Origin of the sequence: Ramlibacter albus (genome assembly GCF_014297445.1) — a bacterium.
Lineage (GTDB): Bacteria > Pseudomonadota > Gammaproteobacteria > Burkholderiales > Burkholderiaceae_C > Ramlibacter > Ramlibacter albus.
This window is the reverse complement of the sequence record NZ_JACORU010000007.1, coordinates 136,050-151,177: the sequence shown is the minus strand read 5'-3', so window position 1 is coordinate 151,177 and position 15,128 is coordinate 136,050. Positions and strand designations below refer to the sequence as shown.

Annotated in this window: 18 protein-coding genes; 11 read left to right on the top strand and 7 right to left on the bottom strand. The window is 67.3% G+C overall.

The features are described 5' to 3' along the window. Positions 1–20: 20 nt before the first annotated feature. The 5 genes from H8R02_RS19085 to H8R02_RS19065 all read left to right on the top strand — a co-directional run bounded on the left by H8R02_RS19085 (position 21) and on the right by H8R02_RS19065 (position 2,617). Positions 21–272 (top strand): AbrB/MazE/SpoVT family DNA-binding domain-containing protein, encoded by a 252-nt coding sequence (locus H8R02_RS19085; protein ID WP_187083073.1) that lies wholly within the window; start codon positions 21–23, stop codon positions 270–272. Then, positions 272–616, top strand: a complete 345-nt coding sequence (locus H8R02_RS19080) for a type II toxin-antitoxin system ChpB family toxin (protein ID WP_187083072.1) — start codon at positions 272–274, stop codon at positions 614–616. The genes H8R02_RS19085 and H8R02_RS19080 overlap by 1 nt, the downstream gene beginning before the upstream one ends. Positions 617–718: 102 nt before the next feature. Further along, positions 719–1,231 (top strand): pyridoxamine 5'-phosphate oxidase family protein, encoded by a 513-nt coding sequence (locus H8R02_RS19075; RefSeq protein ID WP_187083071.1) that lies wholly within the window; start codon positions 719–721, stop codon positions 1,229–1,231. 31 nt (positions 1,232–1,262) lie between these two features. Next, complete coding sequence (locus H8R02_RS30840; protein ID WP_187083070.1) at positions 1,263–1,532, top strand: MoaD/ThiS family protein; 270 nt, start codon at positions 1,263–1,265, stop codon at positions 1,530–1,532. 2 nt (positions 1,533–1,534) lie between these two features. After that, positions 1,535–2,617 carry a WD40/YVTN/BNR-like repeat-containing protein gene (locus H8R02_RS19065; RefSeq protein WP_435531287.1) on the top strand — a complete coding sequence of 361 codons (1,083 nt, stop codon included), beginning with the start codon at positions 1,535–1,537 and terminating at the stop codon, positions 2,615–2,617. On the opposite strand, the gene moeA is transcribed toward H8R02_RS19065, so the two are convergent. The 4 genes from moeA to H8R02_RS19045 are packed head-to-tail and all read right to left on the bottom strand — an operon-like array spanning position 2,614 to position 6,382. Further along, a complete protein-coding gene (gene moeA, locus H8R02_RS19060) occupies positions 2,614–3,882 on the bottom strand; it encodes a molybdopterin molybdotransferase MoeA (RefSeq protein ID WP_187083068.1) in 1,269 nt (422 codons plus the stop codon). The two genes, H8R02_RS19065 and moeA, sit on opposite strands and share 4 nt — an antisense overlap. Further along, entirely contained in the window at positions 3,879–4,493 is a 615-nt protein-coding gene (gene mobA, locus H8R02_RS19055) for a molybdenum cofactor guanylyltransferase MobA (RefSeq protein WP_187083067.1), read from the bottom strand. The genes moeA and mobA overlap by 4 nt, the downstream gene beginning before the upstream one ends. Then, positions 4,490–5,605, bottom strand: coding sequence for a GTP 3',8-cyclase MoaA (gene moaA, locus H8R02_RS19050; RefSeq protein ID WP_187083066.1), 1,116 nt, complete (start codon positions 5,603–5,605; stop codon positions 4,490–4,492). The genes mobA and moaA overlap by 4 nt, the downstream gene beginning before the upstream one ends. A gap of 15 nt (positions 5,606–5,620) precedes the next feature. Further along, positions 5,621–6,382, bottom strand: coding sequence for an SDR family oxidoreductase (locus H8R02_RS19045; RefSeq protein WP_187083065.1), 762 nt, complete (start codon positions 6,380–6,382; stop codon positions 5,621–5,623). Positions 6,383–6,529: 147 nt separating this feature from the next. On the opposite strand from H8R02_RS19045, the gene H8R02_RS19040 reads away from it, so the two are divergent. The 3 genes from H8R02_RS19040 to H8R02_RS19030 are packed head-to-tail and all read left to right on the top strand — an operon-like array spanning position 6,530 to position 9,011. Further along, the gene (locus H8R02_RS19040) at positions 6,530–7,237 is read left to right on the top strand and encodes a hypothetical protein (RefSeq protein ID WP_187083064.1); all 708 of its coding nucleotides are present in this window, start codon (positions 6,530–6,532) and stop codon (positions 7,235–7,237) included. Further along, the gene (locus tag H8R02_RS19035; RefSeq protein WP_187083063.1) at positions 7,234–8,415 is read left to right on the top strand and encodes a M48 family metallopeptidase; all 1,182 of its coding nucleotides are present in this window, start codon (positions 7,234–7,236) and stop codon (positions 8,413–8,415) included. Before H8R02_RS19040 ends, H8R02_RS19035 begins: the two co-directional genes overlap by 4 nt. Further along, positions 8,412–9,011, top strand: a complete 600-nt coding sequence (locus tag H8R02_RS19030) for a hypothetical protein (RefSeq protein WP_187083062.1) — start codon at positions 8,412–8,414, stop codon at positions 9,009–9,011. Before H8R02_RS19035 ends, H8R02_RS19030 begins: the two co-directional genes overlap by 4 nt. On the opposite strand, the gene H8R02_RS19025 is transcribed toward H8R02_RS19030, so the two are convergent. Both H8R02_RS19025 and H8R02_RS19020 read right to left on the bottom strand, forming a co-directional pair. Further along, entirely contained in the window at positions 9,008–10,441 is a 1,434-nt protein-coding gene (locus H8R02_RS19025) for an aldehyde dehydrogenase family protein (protein ID WP_187083061.1), read from the bottom strand. The genes H8R02_RS19030 and H8R02_RS19025 overlap by 4 nt on opposite strands. A 32-nt stretch (positions 10,442–10,473) precedes the next feature. Continuing rightward, positions 10,474–11,298: a metal-dependent hydrolase gene (locus H8R02_RS19020; protein WP_187083060.1), complete on the bottom strand. Its 825-nt coding sequence runs from the start codon at positions 11,296–11,298 to the stop codon at positions 10,474–10,476. Positions 11,299–11,390: 92 nt separating this feature from the next. Between H8R02_RS19020 and H8R02_RS19015 the strand changes: the two genes are divergently transcribed. Next, positions 11,391–11,999 carry a TetR/AcrR family transcriptional regulator gene (locus tag H8R02_RS19015; RefSeq protein ID WP_187083059.1) on the top strand — a complete coding sequence of 203 codons (609 nt, stop codon included), beginning with the start codon at positions 11,391–11,393 and terminating at the stop codon, positions 11,997–11,999. A gap of 24 nt (positions 12,000–12,023) precedes the next feature. Here H8R02_RS19015 and H8R02_RS19010 read toward each other — a convergent pair whose 3' ends face one another. Continuing rightward, positions 12,024–14,156: a sodium-translocating pyrophosphatase gene (locus H8R02_RS19010; RefSeq protein ID WP_255429422.1), complete on the bottom strand. Its 2,133-nt coding sequence runs from the start codon at positions 14,154–14,156 to the stop codon at positions 12,024–12,026. Positions 14,157–14,358: 202 nt separating this feature from the next. Here H8R02_RS19010 and ppa point away from each other — a divergent pair, with 202 nt between their 5' ends. Further along, on the top strand, positions 14,359–14,895 hold the full coding sequence (ppa, locus tag H8R02_RS19005) for an inorganic diphosphatase (RefSeq protein ID WP_187083058.1): 537 nt from the start codon (positions 14,359–14,361) through the stop codon (positions 14,893–14,895). Between the two features lie 80 nt (positions 14,896–14,975). Next, positions 14,976–15,128, top strand: coding sequence for a hypothetical protein (locus H8R02_RS19000; protein ID WP_187083057.1), 153 nt, complete (start codon positions 14,976–14,978; stop codon positions 15,126–15,128).

Below are 15,128 nucleotides of genomic sequence, written 5' to 3'. Positions count from 1 at the left end.
GAACAAGGTGTCCGGCAGTCATGGACGTTGTCTTGCGCAAGTACGGGAACAGCACCGTGATCGCACTTCCTCCGTCGTTGTTGAAGGCGCTGAACCTGCGCGCCGGCCAGTCCATGAGCCTCGATGCGGGCCCCGATGGCACGCTCACGCTGGCGCCAAAGCGGCGCTACAGCCTTGCCGAATTGCTGGCCCAATGCGACCCCAAAGCGCCGCCGCCTGCCGATCTCGCACTCTGGGAGGCCAGCCGTCCCGTCGGCCGCGAGGTCTGGTAATGGCGGTCTTCGACCGCGGTGACATCGTTCGTGTGAGTCTGGAGCCCGTCGTGGGCCATGAGATGCGCGGCGATGCCCGTCCGGCGCTCGTGCTGACCACCCGGGAGTTCAACAAGCTGGGCGATGTGCTTGTCGCCCCCATTACCCAAGGCGCAGACTTCGCACGCTACGCCGGGTTTGCCGTTTCGTTGACGGGTACCGGTTGCAGGACGCAAGGTGTGGCGCTGGTCAACAAGATTCGCATGCTGGACCTGCAAGCGCGCCAGGCGAAGCGCGTGGAGCGCGTTCCCGACGGGGTGGTCGAGGAGGCGCTGGGCCGGCTTCTCACCCTGTTCGAGGCCTGATGGCCTTGTCGGCGCACACGCACACGGCCGTGCTGCGCCTGCCGACCTGAAGCCGGCGCGCGCGTCCCCACCATCGGGAAATCACCCCGATGGAGTCATCCCATGAGCGAAAAGAACAAGAGCGACCACGAGAAACTGTGGGAGCTGATCAAGGACACGCGCTTCGGCATGCTGACGCACCGCCATGCCGACGGCAAGCTGCATGCCCACCCCCTGACGACGCAGAACAAGGAGCTGGCTGCGGACGGCATCCTGTACTTCTTCGTCTCGAAGTCCACCGAGCTCGGTCAGCGCGTGCAGCAGGACGGGAACGTCAACATCTCGTACGCGCACCTGGACAAGGACGCGTACGTGTCCGTCACGGGCACCGCCCGCGTGAGCGAGGACATGGCGAAGAAGCGCGAGTTGTTCAACCCGATCGCCAAGGCCTGGTTCCCGGGAGGTCCGCAGGACCCCGACATGGAGCTGCTGGAAGTCCACATCGACGAGGCCGAGTACTGGGACGTCAAGCAAAGCAAGCTGCGCCAGCTGTTCACGATGGCCAAGGCCGCCGTGACCGGCAAGCCGCCGAAGGGCGACATGGCCGACCACGGCGAGATGCAATTCAACTCTTGACGCGGCGCGCGGCAGCCGGTGCAATCCGCCGGTGCCGCACGTCGAATTCGCTCCCGCGCTCACGCGCCACGTCGCCTGCCCGCCGCAAGAAGTGGGCGCTGCGACCTTGCGGGAAGCCCTGCACGCCGCGTTCCGCGCGGCGCCCGCGATGAAGAATTACGTGCTCGACGAGCAGGGCGCCGTGCGCAAGCACGTGGCGGTGTTCGTCAACTCGCAGATGATCCGCGACCGCGCGGCCCTCGATATTCCGCTCGCTTCGGGTGACAAGGTGAATGTCATCCAGGCGCTCACAGGAGGTTGAACATGGACAAGGTGTGGGTCGGCACTCGCAAGGGGCTGTTCGTGGTGAAGAAGGACGGCAGCGGCTGGTCGCTCGGCCAGCCCACGTTCCCGGGCGAACCGGTGACGCAGGTGCTCGTGAATCCACACGACGGCGCCTGGTACGTCGCGCTGCGCCTGGGCCACTTCGGCATCAAGATGCACAAGAGCACGGACCAGGGCGCGAACTGGAAGGAGATCGCCGCGCCGGCGTTTCCGCCCAAGCCCGAGGCCGGGCCGATGAAGGACGACCCGACGCCGTGGACCGTGGACCTGATCTGGGCGCTCGCCGCGGGGCCGGGCGAGCTGTGGGCGGGCTGCCTTCCTGCCGGGCTGTTCCGCTCGCGCGACGGCGGCGCGAGCTGGCAACTCGTCGAGTCGCTGTGGAACCGGCCCGAGCGGCAGCAATGGTTCGGCGGCGGCTACGACCATGCGGGCATCCACTCGATCCTCGTGGACCCGCGCGACGCGAAGCACGTGACCGTGGCCGTCTCGTGCGGCGGCGTTTGGCAGACGCATGACGGCGGCGAGACGTGGGAGGTGACGTCCAAGGGCATGGTGGCCGACTACATGCCGCCCGAGCGCAAGGAAGACCCGATCATCCAGGACCCGCACAGCATGACGATGTGCGCGGCGCACCCGGACGTGCTGTGGGTGCAGCACCATGCGGGCATGTACCGGTCCGCGAACGGCGGGCTGCAGTGGGACCGCATCGATGCGCCTTCGCCGAGCGCTTTCGGCTTCGCGGTCGCTGCGCACCCCACCGACCCGATGCGCGCGTGGTTCGCGCCTGCGAAGGCCGATGCGAATCGCGTGGCGGTCGATGGGAAGCTCGTGGTGAACGAGACGCGCGACGGCGGCAAGTCGTACATCGCACACGGCAAGGGGCTGCCGGAGCGCGATGCGTATCACCTCATCTATCGGCACGCGTTGGATGTGTCGCGAGATGGCAAGGGGCTCGCCATGGCTTCGACGACCGGTGGCTTGTGGGTGAGCGAGGATGAGGGGGTGTCGTGGACCTGCGTGTCGCGCGACCTGCCGCCGGTGGCGGCCGTGCGCTGCGGCTAGATCGCGCCGTCGAACATCATCACGTCGACTTCGTCGCCCGCGGCGACATTGCCTTGGGTGTGATGGAGCACGATCAGGCCGTTGGCCTGGACCATCGAGCTGAGGACGCCCGAGCCCTGGTTGCCCGTTGTCTTCACCGACAAAGACCCGTCGGCGTTGCGCGTGACCACGCCGCGCTGGTACTCCGTGCGTCCGGGCTTCTTTCGCATCGCTTCGGCGCTGCGCGCCTTCAGGTACACCGGCTGCGTCTCGCGCGCGCCCATCATGCGCAGCAGGGCAGGGCGCACGAACGCGAGGAACGTCACCATCACCGCAACCGGGTTGCCCGGCAGCCCGAACAGCACGGCATTGCCGATGCGGCCCACCGCCATCGGCCGGCCAGGGCGCATCGCGATCTTCCAGAACGCCACGTCGCCCAGCTTCTTCATCATGGCCTTGGTGTAGTCGGCCTCGCCGACGCTCACGCCGCCGCTGGTGATGATCGCGTCGGCGCGTTTCGCGGCGTCGGAGAAAGCGGCTTCGAGCTGCGCGGGCTCGTCCTTCACGACACCCATGTCGATGACCTCGCAGCCCAGGCGCGTGAGCAGGCCATGCACCGTGTAGCGGTTGCTGTCGTACACCGCGCCCTCGCGCTGCGGCTCGCCGAGGCTCAGGATCTCGTCGCCGGTGGAGAAGTACGCCACCTTCACGCGCCGCACCACCTCCACCTGCGGGATGCCGAGGCTCGCGACCAGGCCCATCGCGGCCGGGCCTATGCGCTCTCCTTTTTGTAGCGCGGGCCTGCCTTCGGCGAGGTCTTCGCCCTTGTGGCGGCGGTTGTCGCCGGGCTGCAGGATGTTGGGCGGGATCGCGACGCGGTTGTCGCCCGCGGCCTTCGTGAACTCCTGCGGCACGACGGTGTCGAGGCCGGCGGGCATGATCGCGCCCGTCATGATCTTCACGCACTGGCCGGGGCCGACGCTGCCTTGCCACGCCTTCCCCGCGAGCGCGGTGCCGACGATCTCCAGCTCGAGCGCCGTGTCCTTGCGCAATTGCGCGCCCTCGAACGCGAAGCCATCCATTGCCGAGTTGTCGTGCGGTGGCACGCTGATCGGCGAGATGAGGTCGCGCGCGAGCACGCGGCCGAGCGAGTCGAAGATACCCACCGATTCAGTGCCTGCAACCGGCGAGACGAGATGCGAGAGGAACTCGCCAACAGCATCGGCGGACAGCGCCTGCGGGTCATACCCCTGCAGTTGCGCCGCGATCTGCTCCAGCGTCTTCACTTCGACCGCTCCAGCCGGCGCAGCTCGTCGATCGTGTTGGCGTTGAAGAAGGCCTGCGGGTCGTCGCCTTCGCGGTCGAACGGCACGATGACGGTCTTGTGCAGCGCCGTCCACTTGTCGATCTTGCGGCCGCCATCGTGCGTGAAGCGCACCAGGCTTTCCAGCAGCTCCAACTTCATCAGGCAGAAGACGGGCTGCGTGCGCACTTGCCCATCCTCCTCGCGCGCAGCCGCCATCGCGATCTCTGCGCCTTCGCGCTCCAGCGCCTCGGCCAGCCGCGAGACAAGGTCCTGAGGGAACATCGGCGTGTCGCAAGGCACGGTGACGAGGTACGGCGTCTCGCAACGCTCCAGCCCGACGAGGAAGCCCGCGAGCGGCCCCGCGTAGTCCGCGATCGCGTCGGGCCACACGGCCGCGCCGAACGACTCGTAGGCCGACAGGTTGCGGTTGGCGTTGACCATCACATCGCCCACCTGCGGCCCGAGCCGCATCAGCGTGTGCAGCGCCAGCGGCATGCCGTTGAAGTTCTGCAGGCCCTTGTCGACGCCGCCCATGCGGCTGCCGCGCCCGCCGGCGAGGACGACGCCGGTGATTTCTTCTTTGGGGATCATCCGCCGATGTAGCTCATTTCGACACGGCGCTTGCCGGTGCCCGTGTCGGCGGCCTGCGTGCCGCGAAGTTGCGAATATCGGTCACTGCGCTGCTGCCAGATGTGCCCGATGGCCGAGGCGATCTCTTCGTCGCTTGCGCCGCCGCGCAGCAGCGCGCGCAGGTCGTAGCCGTTGCTCGCGAAGAGGCACAGGTACAGCTTGCCCTCGGTGGACAGCCGCGCGCGGTTGCAGTCGCCGCAGAACGCCTGCGTCACGCTGCTGATGAAGCCCACCTCCCCGCCGCCATCCGCATACGCCCAGCGCTCCGCCGTCTCGCCAACCGTGGTGTGGTCCAGCGGCACCAGGGGAAGCTCCGAAGCGATGAGTTTGCGCACGTCCGCCGACGGCAGCACCTCGTCCATGCGCCAGCCGTTGGTGGCGCCCACGTCCATGTACTCGATGAAGCGCAGCACGATGCCCGTGCCCTTGAAGTGGCGCGCCATCGGCAGGATTTCGTGCTCGTTGGTGCCGCGCTTGACGACCATGTTGACCTTCACCGGCCCGAGGCCCGCCTCGCGCGCCGCATCGATGCCTTCGAGCACCTCCGCCACCGGGAAGTCCACGTCGTTCATCTTGCGGAACACCGCGTCGTCGAGCCCGTCGAGGCTGACCGTCACGCGCTGCAGCCCGGCGGCTTTCAGCGACTTCGCCTTGCGCGCGAGCAGCGAGCCGTTGGTGGTCAGCGTGATGTCCAGCGGCAGGCCGTCCACGGTGCGCAGCTGCGCGAGCTGTTCGATCAGCACCTCGATGTTCTTGCGCAGCAGCGGCTCGCCGCCGGTGAGCCGCACCTTGTGCACGCCGTGCGCGACGAACTGCTTCGCCAGCCGCGTGATCTCCTCGAACGTGAGCAGCGAGCTGTGCGGCAGGTACTGGTAGTCCTTGTCGAACACTTCCTTGGGCATGCAGTAGCTGCAGCGGAAGTTGCACCGGTCCGTCACGCTGATGCGCAGGTCGCGCAGCGGCCGGCCCAGGCTGTCCGACAGCAGCCCCGTCGCCGGCACCGGCGTCGCGGGCACGGCCGCGCCCAGCGCGGCGAGGCGCTGGTCGACGAGCGGGATCACGCGTTCGGCCATGGGCCTATTGTGCGGTCAGACGCAGCGCGCCCCGTCCACTTCGATGCATACCCCCGAGATGAAGGCGGCTTCGTCGCTGGCGAGGTAAAGCGCGGCGTTGGCGACGTCCAGCGCCGTGGAAAACCGGCCCAGCGGGATCGTGGCGAGAAACTTCGCACGCCGGGCCTCGTCCACCGGCCCGCCCGCGAACTCGGCGGAAAGGCCTGTGTCCGGGTTGAACACCGGGTTGATGCAGTTGACGCGGATGTTGTCCGGGCCCAGCTCGGCCGCGAGCGACTTGCTGGTGGTGATCACCGCGCCCTTCGAGCCGTTGTACCAGGTCAGCCCCGGCCGCGGCCGGATGCCCGCCGTGGAAGCGATGTTGATGAACACGCCGCCCTTGTTGGCGCGGAACGCGGGCACCGCGTGGATCGTCGAGAGGTAGATGCTCTTCACGTTGATCGCGTAGACGCGGTCGAACTCCTCCTCGCTCACCTCCAGCGCGGGGCGGTTGCGGTGGGTCCAGCCGGCGTTGTTGACCATCGCGTCCAGCTTGCCGTGGCGCTTGACGGCCGCTTCGACCAGCGCCTTCATGTCCGCCGACTTCGTCACGTCCGCCGCGAAGAAGGAGGCGCGGCCGCCCTTGGCCGCGATGTCCGCCGCCACCTTCTCGCCGCGCGCCGCGTCGATGTCGTTCACGATCACCTGCGCGCCTTCTTCCGCCAGGCGCCGGGCGATGCCCTCGCCGATGCCGCCGCCCGAACCGGTGACGATGATGGACTTGTCTTTCACGCGCATTTTTCGGCTCCTCGAAGGTGTTGGTAACAGCGCACGCTTTCGCGAAGAAAAGCTCAGCCTCGGCATTTTGCCCGGGGTGGGGGTTGCAAGCCTTGGAAGGCACCCGCGCCGCCGGGACAATCCGCGCCACAGAGGCAGGAGTTGCACATGCCCGCAGGAAGACATTACTTCATTCCCTTCGCGCTGGCTCTCGCGCTCGCCACGGGCGCAGCGCGGGCCGAGGAATCACGCCACCTCGCACCCGGCTTCCAGCAGCTGCCCGCGCAGTCGAAGCTCGTGATCGTGCCCGCCGAAATGGAGCTGTTCTCGATCAGCGCCGGCGGCGTGCAGGAGCCGCGCGCGGACTGGACCGAAGCCGCCCAGAAGCACTTCAAGGCGGCCCTGATGGCGCGCAAGGCCAAGCTCGGCAGTGACGTCGTCGAGATGTCCGAACGCGAGGTCGACGACTTCGCGCAGGTCCTCGCGCTGCACGGCAACGTGGCCTCGTCGATCTTCTACCACCACGCCGGCAACGGGCCGAAGCTGCCCACCAAGGACGGCAAGCTCGACTGGACGCTGGGCGAAGCGGTGAAACCGATCCGGGACAGGACCGGCGCCGACTACGCGCTCTTCACCTGGATCCGCGACAGCTACGCCAGCGGCGAGCGCAAGGCCGCCATCGTGGCGATGGCCCTGCTCGGGTCGATCAACCTCGGCGGCGAGCAGGTGGGCTACGCATCCCTCGTGGACCTGAAGACGGGCCGCGTGGTGTGGTTCAACGATTTGCAACGCTTCATCGGCGACCTGCGCGAGGCCAAGCCCGCCGAGGAGACCGTCGACAGCCTGCTCAAGGGCTTTCCGGGAGTGGCCAAATGAACGCACGCCGCAGTTTCCTGCGCTCGACCTGCCGCCACTGCCTCGGCCTGGCCTCGATGCTCGGCCTGCCGGCCATGGCGGAGAACCTCACCGAAGGCGGCACGCTCAAGGTGCCCCCGCGCTTTGCGCGCCCTGCGACCGACACGGACGAAGGCGGGCTGTGGGCGCTGGTGGACCGCGAGGAGGCGCGCATCCGCCGCAGCCCGCTCGCGATCCGCGACGAACCGCTCAAGAAATACCTCACCGACCTGACCTGCGGCCTCGCGGACGGCCACTGCCCCGACATCCGCGTGCACATCGTGCGCATCCCGCAGTTCAACGCGTCCATGGCGCCCAACGGGATGATGCTGGTGTGGAGCGGCCTGTTGCTGCGCGCCGAGAACGAGGCGCAGCTGGCGGCCGTTCTCGGCCACGAGATGGGCCACTACCTCGAGAAGCACTCGGTGGAGCAGCTGCGCACCGCCAAGGACCGCGCGGTGCTGGCGACGCTGGTGGGCATGATCGGCGGCGTGGCCAGCACGATCGGGCAGATCGGCATCATCGCGAGCATGTTCGCCTTCTCGCGCGAGCACGAGACGCGAGCCGACCGCCTCGGCATGAAGCTGATGCAGCAGGCCGGCTACGACGGCCGGCAGGCGGCGCAGGTGTGGGAGAACCTGCTCGGCGAATTGAAAGTGACCGGCGGCGACGACGTGGGCCATCGCAGCGCGATGTTCGCCACGCACCCGCCGGCCGGCAATCGCCGCGACGACCTGCTCAAGCTCGCAGGCGAGAAGGGCGGCTCGCTCAACGCCGCCGAGTACCGCAAGGCCATCGCGCCGCTGCGCTTCGACTGGATCGGCGACGAGATCAAGCGCGGGCAGTACGAGGAAAGCCTGATCCTCTTCGACCGCATGCTCGCGCGCGACAAGGAAGATGTCGAAGTGCTCTATGCGCGCGGCGAGGTGTATCGCCTGCGCGAGGAGAAGGACGACATGGCCAAGGCGCTGGACGACCTCACGCGCGCCACGATGGTGATCAAGGCGCCCGCGGAGGCGTTCCGTTCGCTCGGCCTGGTGCACAAGGCGCGTTCGGACAAGGCGTCCGCCGTGCCCGCCTTCGAGAAGTACCTCGAGATGACGCCCGATGCGCCGGATGCGTCGCTGATCAAGACCTACATCGCGGAGATGAAGGCATGAATTTCCTCAAGCGTGTTGCGGTCATCGTCTTCATCGCGGTGCTGTCCGCGTGCACGACGGTGACGAAGTTGGAAGGCGAGCAGGTGGTGCACGACCGGCTCGCCGTTCGCGTGCCGGAAGCGTGGAACAAGATCAACGACCCGTGGTCCGCGGAGCCGTACGACACGTGGACGCAGGAAGGGCTGCCGCTGGACCAGCTGCGCCTGTGGGGCGGCGTGAAGAGCGGCGACCCGCTGGTGGAAAAGCCGATGGTGTTCTTCCGTTTCTACGGCGAGAAGGACCCGCGCGTGCCGACCTTCCGTGCCGGCATGAGCTCCGAGAAGTTGGTGAACCTGTTCGAGCAGCTTTATGCCAACGCCGGGGCCGTTCGCATCACGAAGGTGGAGCCGACGGTTTTCGCGGGCGAGAAGGGGGTGCGCTTCGAGTTCGCGCTCAACCGCCGCGGGGATGACCTGCAGCTGCGCGGCGTGGGCTGGCTCGCGGTGAAGGACGAGAAGCTCTACGCGGCCACGTTCATGGCGCCGCAGCTGCACTTCTTCGGGCGGATCCTGCCGATGGCGGAGGCGGTGGTGAACACCGCGCGCATCAAGGGCTAGCCGTGCTTGATGGCCACCGTCTTCAGCACGGTGAAGCCGTAGAGCGCCTCGAAGCCTTTCTCGCGCCCATAGCCTGAAGACTTCATGCCGCCGAACGGCAGCTCGACGCCGCCGCCGGCGCCATAGTTGTTGATGAACACCTGCCCGCTCTTCACGCGCTTGGCCATGCGCAGCTGCCGCGCGCCGTCGCGCGTCCATATGCCGGCGACCAAACCGAAGTGCGTGGCGTTCGCCAGATGCACGGCGTGGTCCTCGTCCTTGAAGCTCATCGCGGCGAGTACGGGCCCGAACACTTCTTCCTGCGCAAGGCGGTGGTCCACCGGCACGTCGCGCAGCAGGGTGGGAGCCTGGTAGTAGCCGGTCTCCGGAGCTTCATCCACCACCTGGCCCTGCGCCACCATCGGGATGTTCGCCACCTGCGCATCGGAGAGGAAATCCCACACGCGCTGCTGCTGGCTCTGCCGGATCAGCGGACCCACGTCGAGGTCCATCGCCGCCGGACCCACGCGCAGGTTCTCGAAGGTGCCGCCGAGCCGGTCGAGCAGCTTCTCGTAGATCGATTGCTCCACCAGCAGGCGCGAGCCCGCGCTGCACGTCTGCCCCGCGTTCTGCACGATCGCGTTGATCACCACCGGCAGCGCCTGGTCCACGTCCGCGTCCGCGAAGATGATCTGCGGGCTCTTGCCCCCCAGCTCCAGCGTCACGGGACAATGCCGCTCGGCCGCCACCTGCTGGATGATCGTGCCCACGCGCGGGCTGCCGGTGAAGCTGATGTGGTCGATGCCTTCGTGGCGCGCGAGCGCGTCGCCGACTTCATGGCCGTAGCCCGTCACGATGTTGATCGCGCCCGCGGGAAAGCCCGCTTCGGCGGCGAGCTGCGCCACGCGGATCAGCGACAGGCAGGCGTCCTCGGATGGCTTCACCACGCACACGTTGCCCGCAGCGAGAGCGCCGCCGACGCTGCGCCCGAAGATCTGCATCGGGTAGTTCCACGGGATCACGTGGCCCGTCACGCCGTGCGGCTCGCGCCACGTGAGCACCGTGTAGCCCTCCTGGTAGGGCAGGGTTTCGCCATGCAGCTTGTCGCAGGCGCCGGCGTAGAACTCGAAGTAGCGCACCAGTGCGGCGGCATCGGCCTTGGCCTGCTTGGTGGGCTTGCCGCAATCGCGCTGTTCGATGGCGGCAAGCTCTTCGGCGTGCTCGGCGATCTTGTTCGACAGGCGCATCAGCAAGCGCCCGCGCTCGGCGGCGCTCAGCTTGCTCCAGATGTTCTCGTAGCACGCGCGCGCCGCCCGCACGGCCACGTCGATGTCGGCTGCGTCGCCGCGCTGGATCTCGTCGTAGGCCTGGCCGTCCGAAGGGTCGATGACGGGGATCGTGCGCTCGGAGTTGGAGCGGACGGATGCGTTGCCGATGTAGTGGAGCTGCATGCCGCGATTTTGTCGCATCGCGGCAGGGGACGCTACGCAGGCGCCCCCACCGGCGTGAACACTTCACTGTTGTCAGCGAGCCACTTTTCCGATGCCGTCGAATCCTGCTGCCGCGGATGGAAATCCCGCCGGAAGTATTCGCGCCACGGCTTGTACGTGAGCGTGACCAGCCCGCGCTTGCCAAAGAGGTACGACGCGGCACTCTTCCACGTACTCCACTTCCACAGCGTGCCGTCGGACTTCAGGTTCAGCACCGTCTGCCGCAGCGTGTCCATGAGGAAGATCGTCGTGATGCGCTTCATCCACGTCACGCGCCACTCGTAGCTGCCGCCCAGCGCCTCGTACAGGTCGAACGCGGTGCTTTTGTGCTCCGACTCTTCGGCGCTGTGCCACAGCCACAGCGTCTTCAGGCGCTCGTCGCGGTCGCCCAGCAGGTCGGCGTTCTTCAGCATGAAGTCCGCGAGGATGGCCGTGAAGTGCTCGTTGGCGGCCGTGATCCCCAGCCAGTGGCGGATGTCCTGGCCTTCCATCATCTTCAGCCGTTCGCGAGCGCGCGGCTCCCACTCGTTCTTCAGGCCGAGCTTCAGGAGGTGGGCGTTGTAGAGCGAATGCAGGCGGCGATGCGTTGCTTCCTGCCCGATGAAGCCCTGCACCTCGGCGCGAAAACGCTCCTGCTCGTCGGGCGCAAGCGCCTTGAAGCCGTTGCGCACGGAGTCGATGAAGAACTGCTCGCCCACGGGAAAACTCATCGACAGCGCATCGAAGAGGGCGGTGCGGAAGGCATCGCCCGCGCACCAGTGGCGCTCGATCGGCTTTTCCATGTCGACGAGGAGGCGGCGGACGACGAGGTCGGTCATCGTGACTTTCGAGGGTGGTACTTGTCGGTACCGCATGATGGGGGCGATTCCGGATGCTGTCAAGCGCCACCCCTTGTCACAATTGAGGCCAAATGGTTGAACTCGTACAGGAACAGCAGGACAGCGGCGTCCACCAGCACCGGCGGCGCCTTCTCGAAGGCATGGCCCACGCGGTGGCGGCCAAGGGCTACCCGGACACCACCATCGCGGACATCGTGCGCGAGGCGGCGGTGTCGCGCCGCACGTTCTACGAACACTTCAACACCAAGGCCGAATGCCTGATCGCGCTTTACGTCGCGTCCAGCCACAAGGGCCTGAAGACCCTGCGCGAGGCCATCGACCCCTCGCACGAGTGGCAGACCCAGGTGGAGACCGCGCTCACGGCCTACTTCGGCTCGATGGCCGAAAGCCCGGTGCTGATGCGCACGCTGTTCATCGAGATCCTCGGGCTCGGCGCCGAAGGCCTCGCCGCGCGCCGCCGCGTGAACGAGGAGATCGCCGACTTCATCCTCGGCGTGGTCAACGGCCCCAGCGGCCACCCGCGCAAGACGCCGCTGTCGCACGACATGGCCATGGCCATCGTCGGCGGCATCAACGAGCTCGTTCTCCAGTACATCGAGGAGAACAAGGTGGGGCGGCTCAGGGAGCTGGTGGAGCCGGCCAGCGAGCTGGTCCGCTCCGTCACCCACGCGGGGGAATGAAAAAGGGCGCCGAGGCGCCCTTTCTTACTTCGTTGCCGGTTGCGTCACCGCCGGCGGGGTCACCTCGTGCCCCGTCGGCGCGGGCTTGTCGCCGGTGTGGAACTTCACCACCAGCGGCACGATCAGCAGCGCCACGATGTTGATGATCTTGATCAGCGGGTTCACCGCCGGGCCGGCCGTGTCCTTGTAGGGGTCGCCCACGGTGTCGCCGGTCACGGCGGCCTTGTGCGCCTCCGAGCCCTTGCCGCCGTGGTTGCCGTCCTCGATGTACTTCTTGGCGTTGTCCCACGCGCCGCCGCCCGTGCACATCGAGATGGCGACGAACAGGCCCGTGACGATGGTGCCCATGAGCAGGCCGCCGAGCGCGCGCGGGCCGAGCAGCAGGCCGACCAGGATCGGCACCACCACCGGCAGCAGCGAGGGCACCATCATTTCCTTGATGGCCGCCTTGGTCAGCATGTCCACCGCCACGTCGTACTGGGGCTTGGCCGTGCCTTCCATGATCCCCTTGATCTCGCGGAACTGGCGGCGCACTTCCACCACCACCGAGCCGGCGGCGCGGCCCACGGCCTCCATCGCCATCGCGCCGAACAGGTAGGGGATCAGGCCGCCGATGAACAGGCCAATGATCACCATCGGGTCGGAGAGGTCGAAGCTGATCTGCTGCCCGTAGCTTTCCAGCTTGTGGGTGTAGTCGGCGAACAGCACCAGCGCGGCGAGGCCGGCGGATCCGATGGCGTAGCCCTTGGTCACGGCCTTGGTCGTGTTGCCCACGGCGTCGAGCGGGTCGGTGATGTCGCGCACCGAGGAGGGCAGGTCCGACATCTCGGCGATGCCGCCGGCGTTGTCGGTGATGGGGCCGTACGCGTCGAGCGCAACGACGATGCCGGCCATGCTCAGCATCGAGGTCGCCGCGATGGCGATGCCGTAGAGGCCCGCGAGCCAGTAAGCCACGAAGATCGCGATGCACACGCAGATCACCGGCCACGCCGTCGAGCGCATCGAGACGCCCAGGCCGGCGATGATGTTGGTGCCGTGGCCCGTGGTGGACGCCTGCGCGATGTGGCGCACCGGCGAGTACTGGGTGCCGGTGTAGAACTCGGTGATCCACACCAGCGCGCCGGTGAGGATCAGGCCCACGGCGCACGCGCCGAAGAGGCGCATGACGCTGCCCGATGCCGCAACCGCGTTGTCGGGGATCAGCCAGGCCGTCACGAAATAGAACGCGATGAGCGAGAGCACGCCGGACACCGCCAGGCCCTTGTACAGCGCGGGCATCACGTTGACCATGCCGGTCTTGGCCTTCACGAAGAAGCAGCCGACGATCGACGCGATGATCGACACGCCGCCCAGCGCCAGCGGGTACAGCACCGCGTTGACCGGTGCGGACGCCACGAGCAGGGCGCCCAGCACCATGGTCGCGATCAGCGTCACGGCGTAGGTCTCGAACAGGTCGGCGGCCATGCCGGCGCAGTCGCCCACGTTGTCGCCCACGTTGTCCGCGATCACGGCGGGGTTGCGGGGGTCATCTTCCGGGATGCCGGCTTCGACCTTGCCCACGAGGTCCGCGCCGACGTCGGCGCCCTTGGTGAAGATGCCGCCGCCAAGACGCGCGAAGATGGAGATCAGCGAAGCGCCGAAGGCCAGGCCGATCAGGGGCGTGAGGATGGCGGCAAGCTTGCGGTCCGGCGTGAGGTTGCCGTTGCCCATGAGGAACCAGCAGAACGCGGTGACGCCGATCAGGCCCAGCCCCACCACCAGCATGCCGGTGATGGCGCCGCCGCGGAAGGCGACGTCCAGCGCCGGGCCGATGCCGCGCGTGGCCGCCTGCGCGGTGCGCACGTTGGCGCGCACGGAGACGTTCATGCCGATGAAGCCGCAGGCCCCGGACAGCACCGCGCCGATGATGAAGCCGACGGCGGTCTGCAGGTCGAGGAAGGCACCGATCAGGACGGCGAGGATCACGCCGACGATCGCGATGGTGCGGTATTGCCGCGCGAGGTAGGCCGCGGCGCCCGCCTGGATGGCGGCCGCGATCTCCTGCATGCGTGCGTTGCCGGCGTCCTGCGAAAGGATCCACCCTCTCGCCCAGAGGCCGTAGGCCACGGCCGCGAGGCCGCAGACAAGCGCCAGGATCAGCGCCGAATTGCTGGTCATATCTCTCTTCTCCTATGTTTCGCTTGGTGGGGGCGCCAACGCCGCGGTGCCCCCGCTGCGTTGCTTCCTCGTCCCATCCGAAATGCGGAGGCGATTGGCCAACCGCCGGAATATACGTCAGCCACGGGCAAGCACAGGGAGCGAAACTAGAATCAGGGTTTGTCCCTAGTCATATCACTCGCAGAAAACCCGCGGAAAAACCATGTCCCTCGACCAAGTCACCCCCGGCAAGAACGTGCCCGACTCCTTCAACGTGATCATCGAGATCCCGATGAATGCCGACCCCGTGAAGTACGAGGTGGACAAGGAAACCGGCGCCATCTTCGTGGACCGCTTCATGTCCACGTCGATGCACTACCCCACGAACTACGGCTACGTGCCCAAGACGATCAGCGGTGACGGCGACCCGGTCGACGTGCTGGTGATCACGCCCGTGCCGCTGATCCCCGGCGTGGTGGTGCCGTGCCGCCCCATCGGCATCCTGAAGATGCAGGACGAGGCGGGCGACGACGCGAAGGTGCTCGCGGTGCCCACGGACAAGATCCTCTCGATCTACACGCAGTGGCAGAAGCCCGAGGACCTGAACCCGCTGCGCCTGAAGACCATCGCGCACTTCTTCGAGCACTACAAGGACCTCGAGCCCGGCAAGTGGGTCAAGGTGCTGGGCTGGGAAGGGCCGGAATCGGCCAAGAAGGAAGTGCTGGACGGTATCGAAAGCTACCGCAAGCAGCACGGCTGAGCCGGCATCCTCCCTTGTCCGACTTGTGCAGGCGGGGAAGCCTTACAGGGCTTTTTCGCGAAATCGCGAGGATAAGGGGGATGAAGATCCTCAACCTGCTGCACCTCACCATCGCCCAGATGTTCTACCGCTGGGCCCTGCGCGAGATCGATCCGCTGCACCCCGACGTGCCCCGCATCCTGCTGAAGCAGAAGGAGCTCGCCGACCGGGCGCGACACATCGGGATCGCGTAA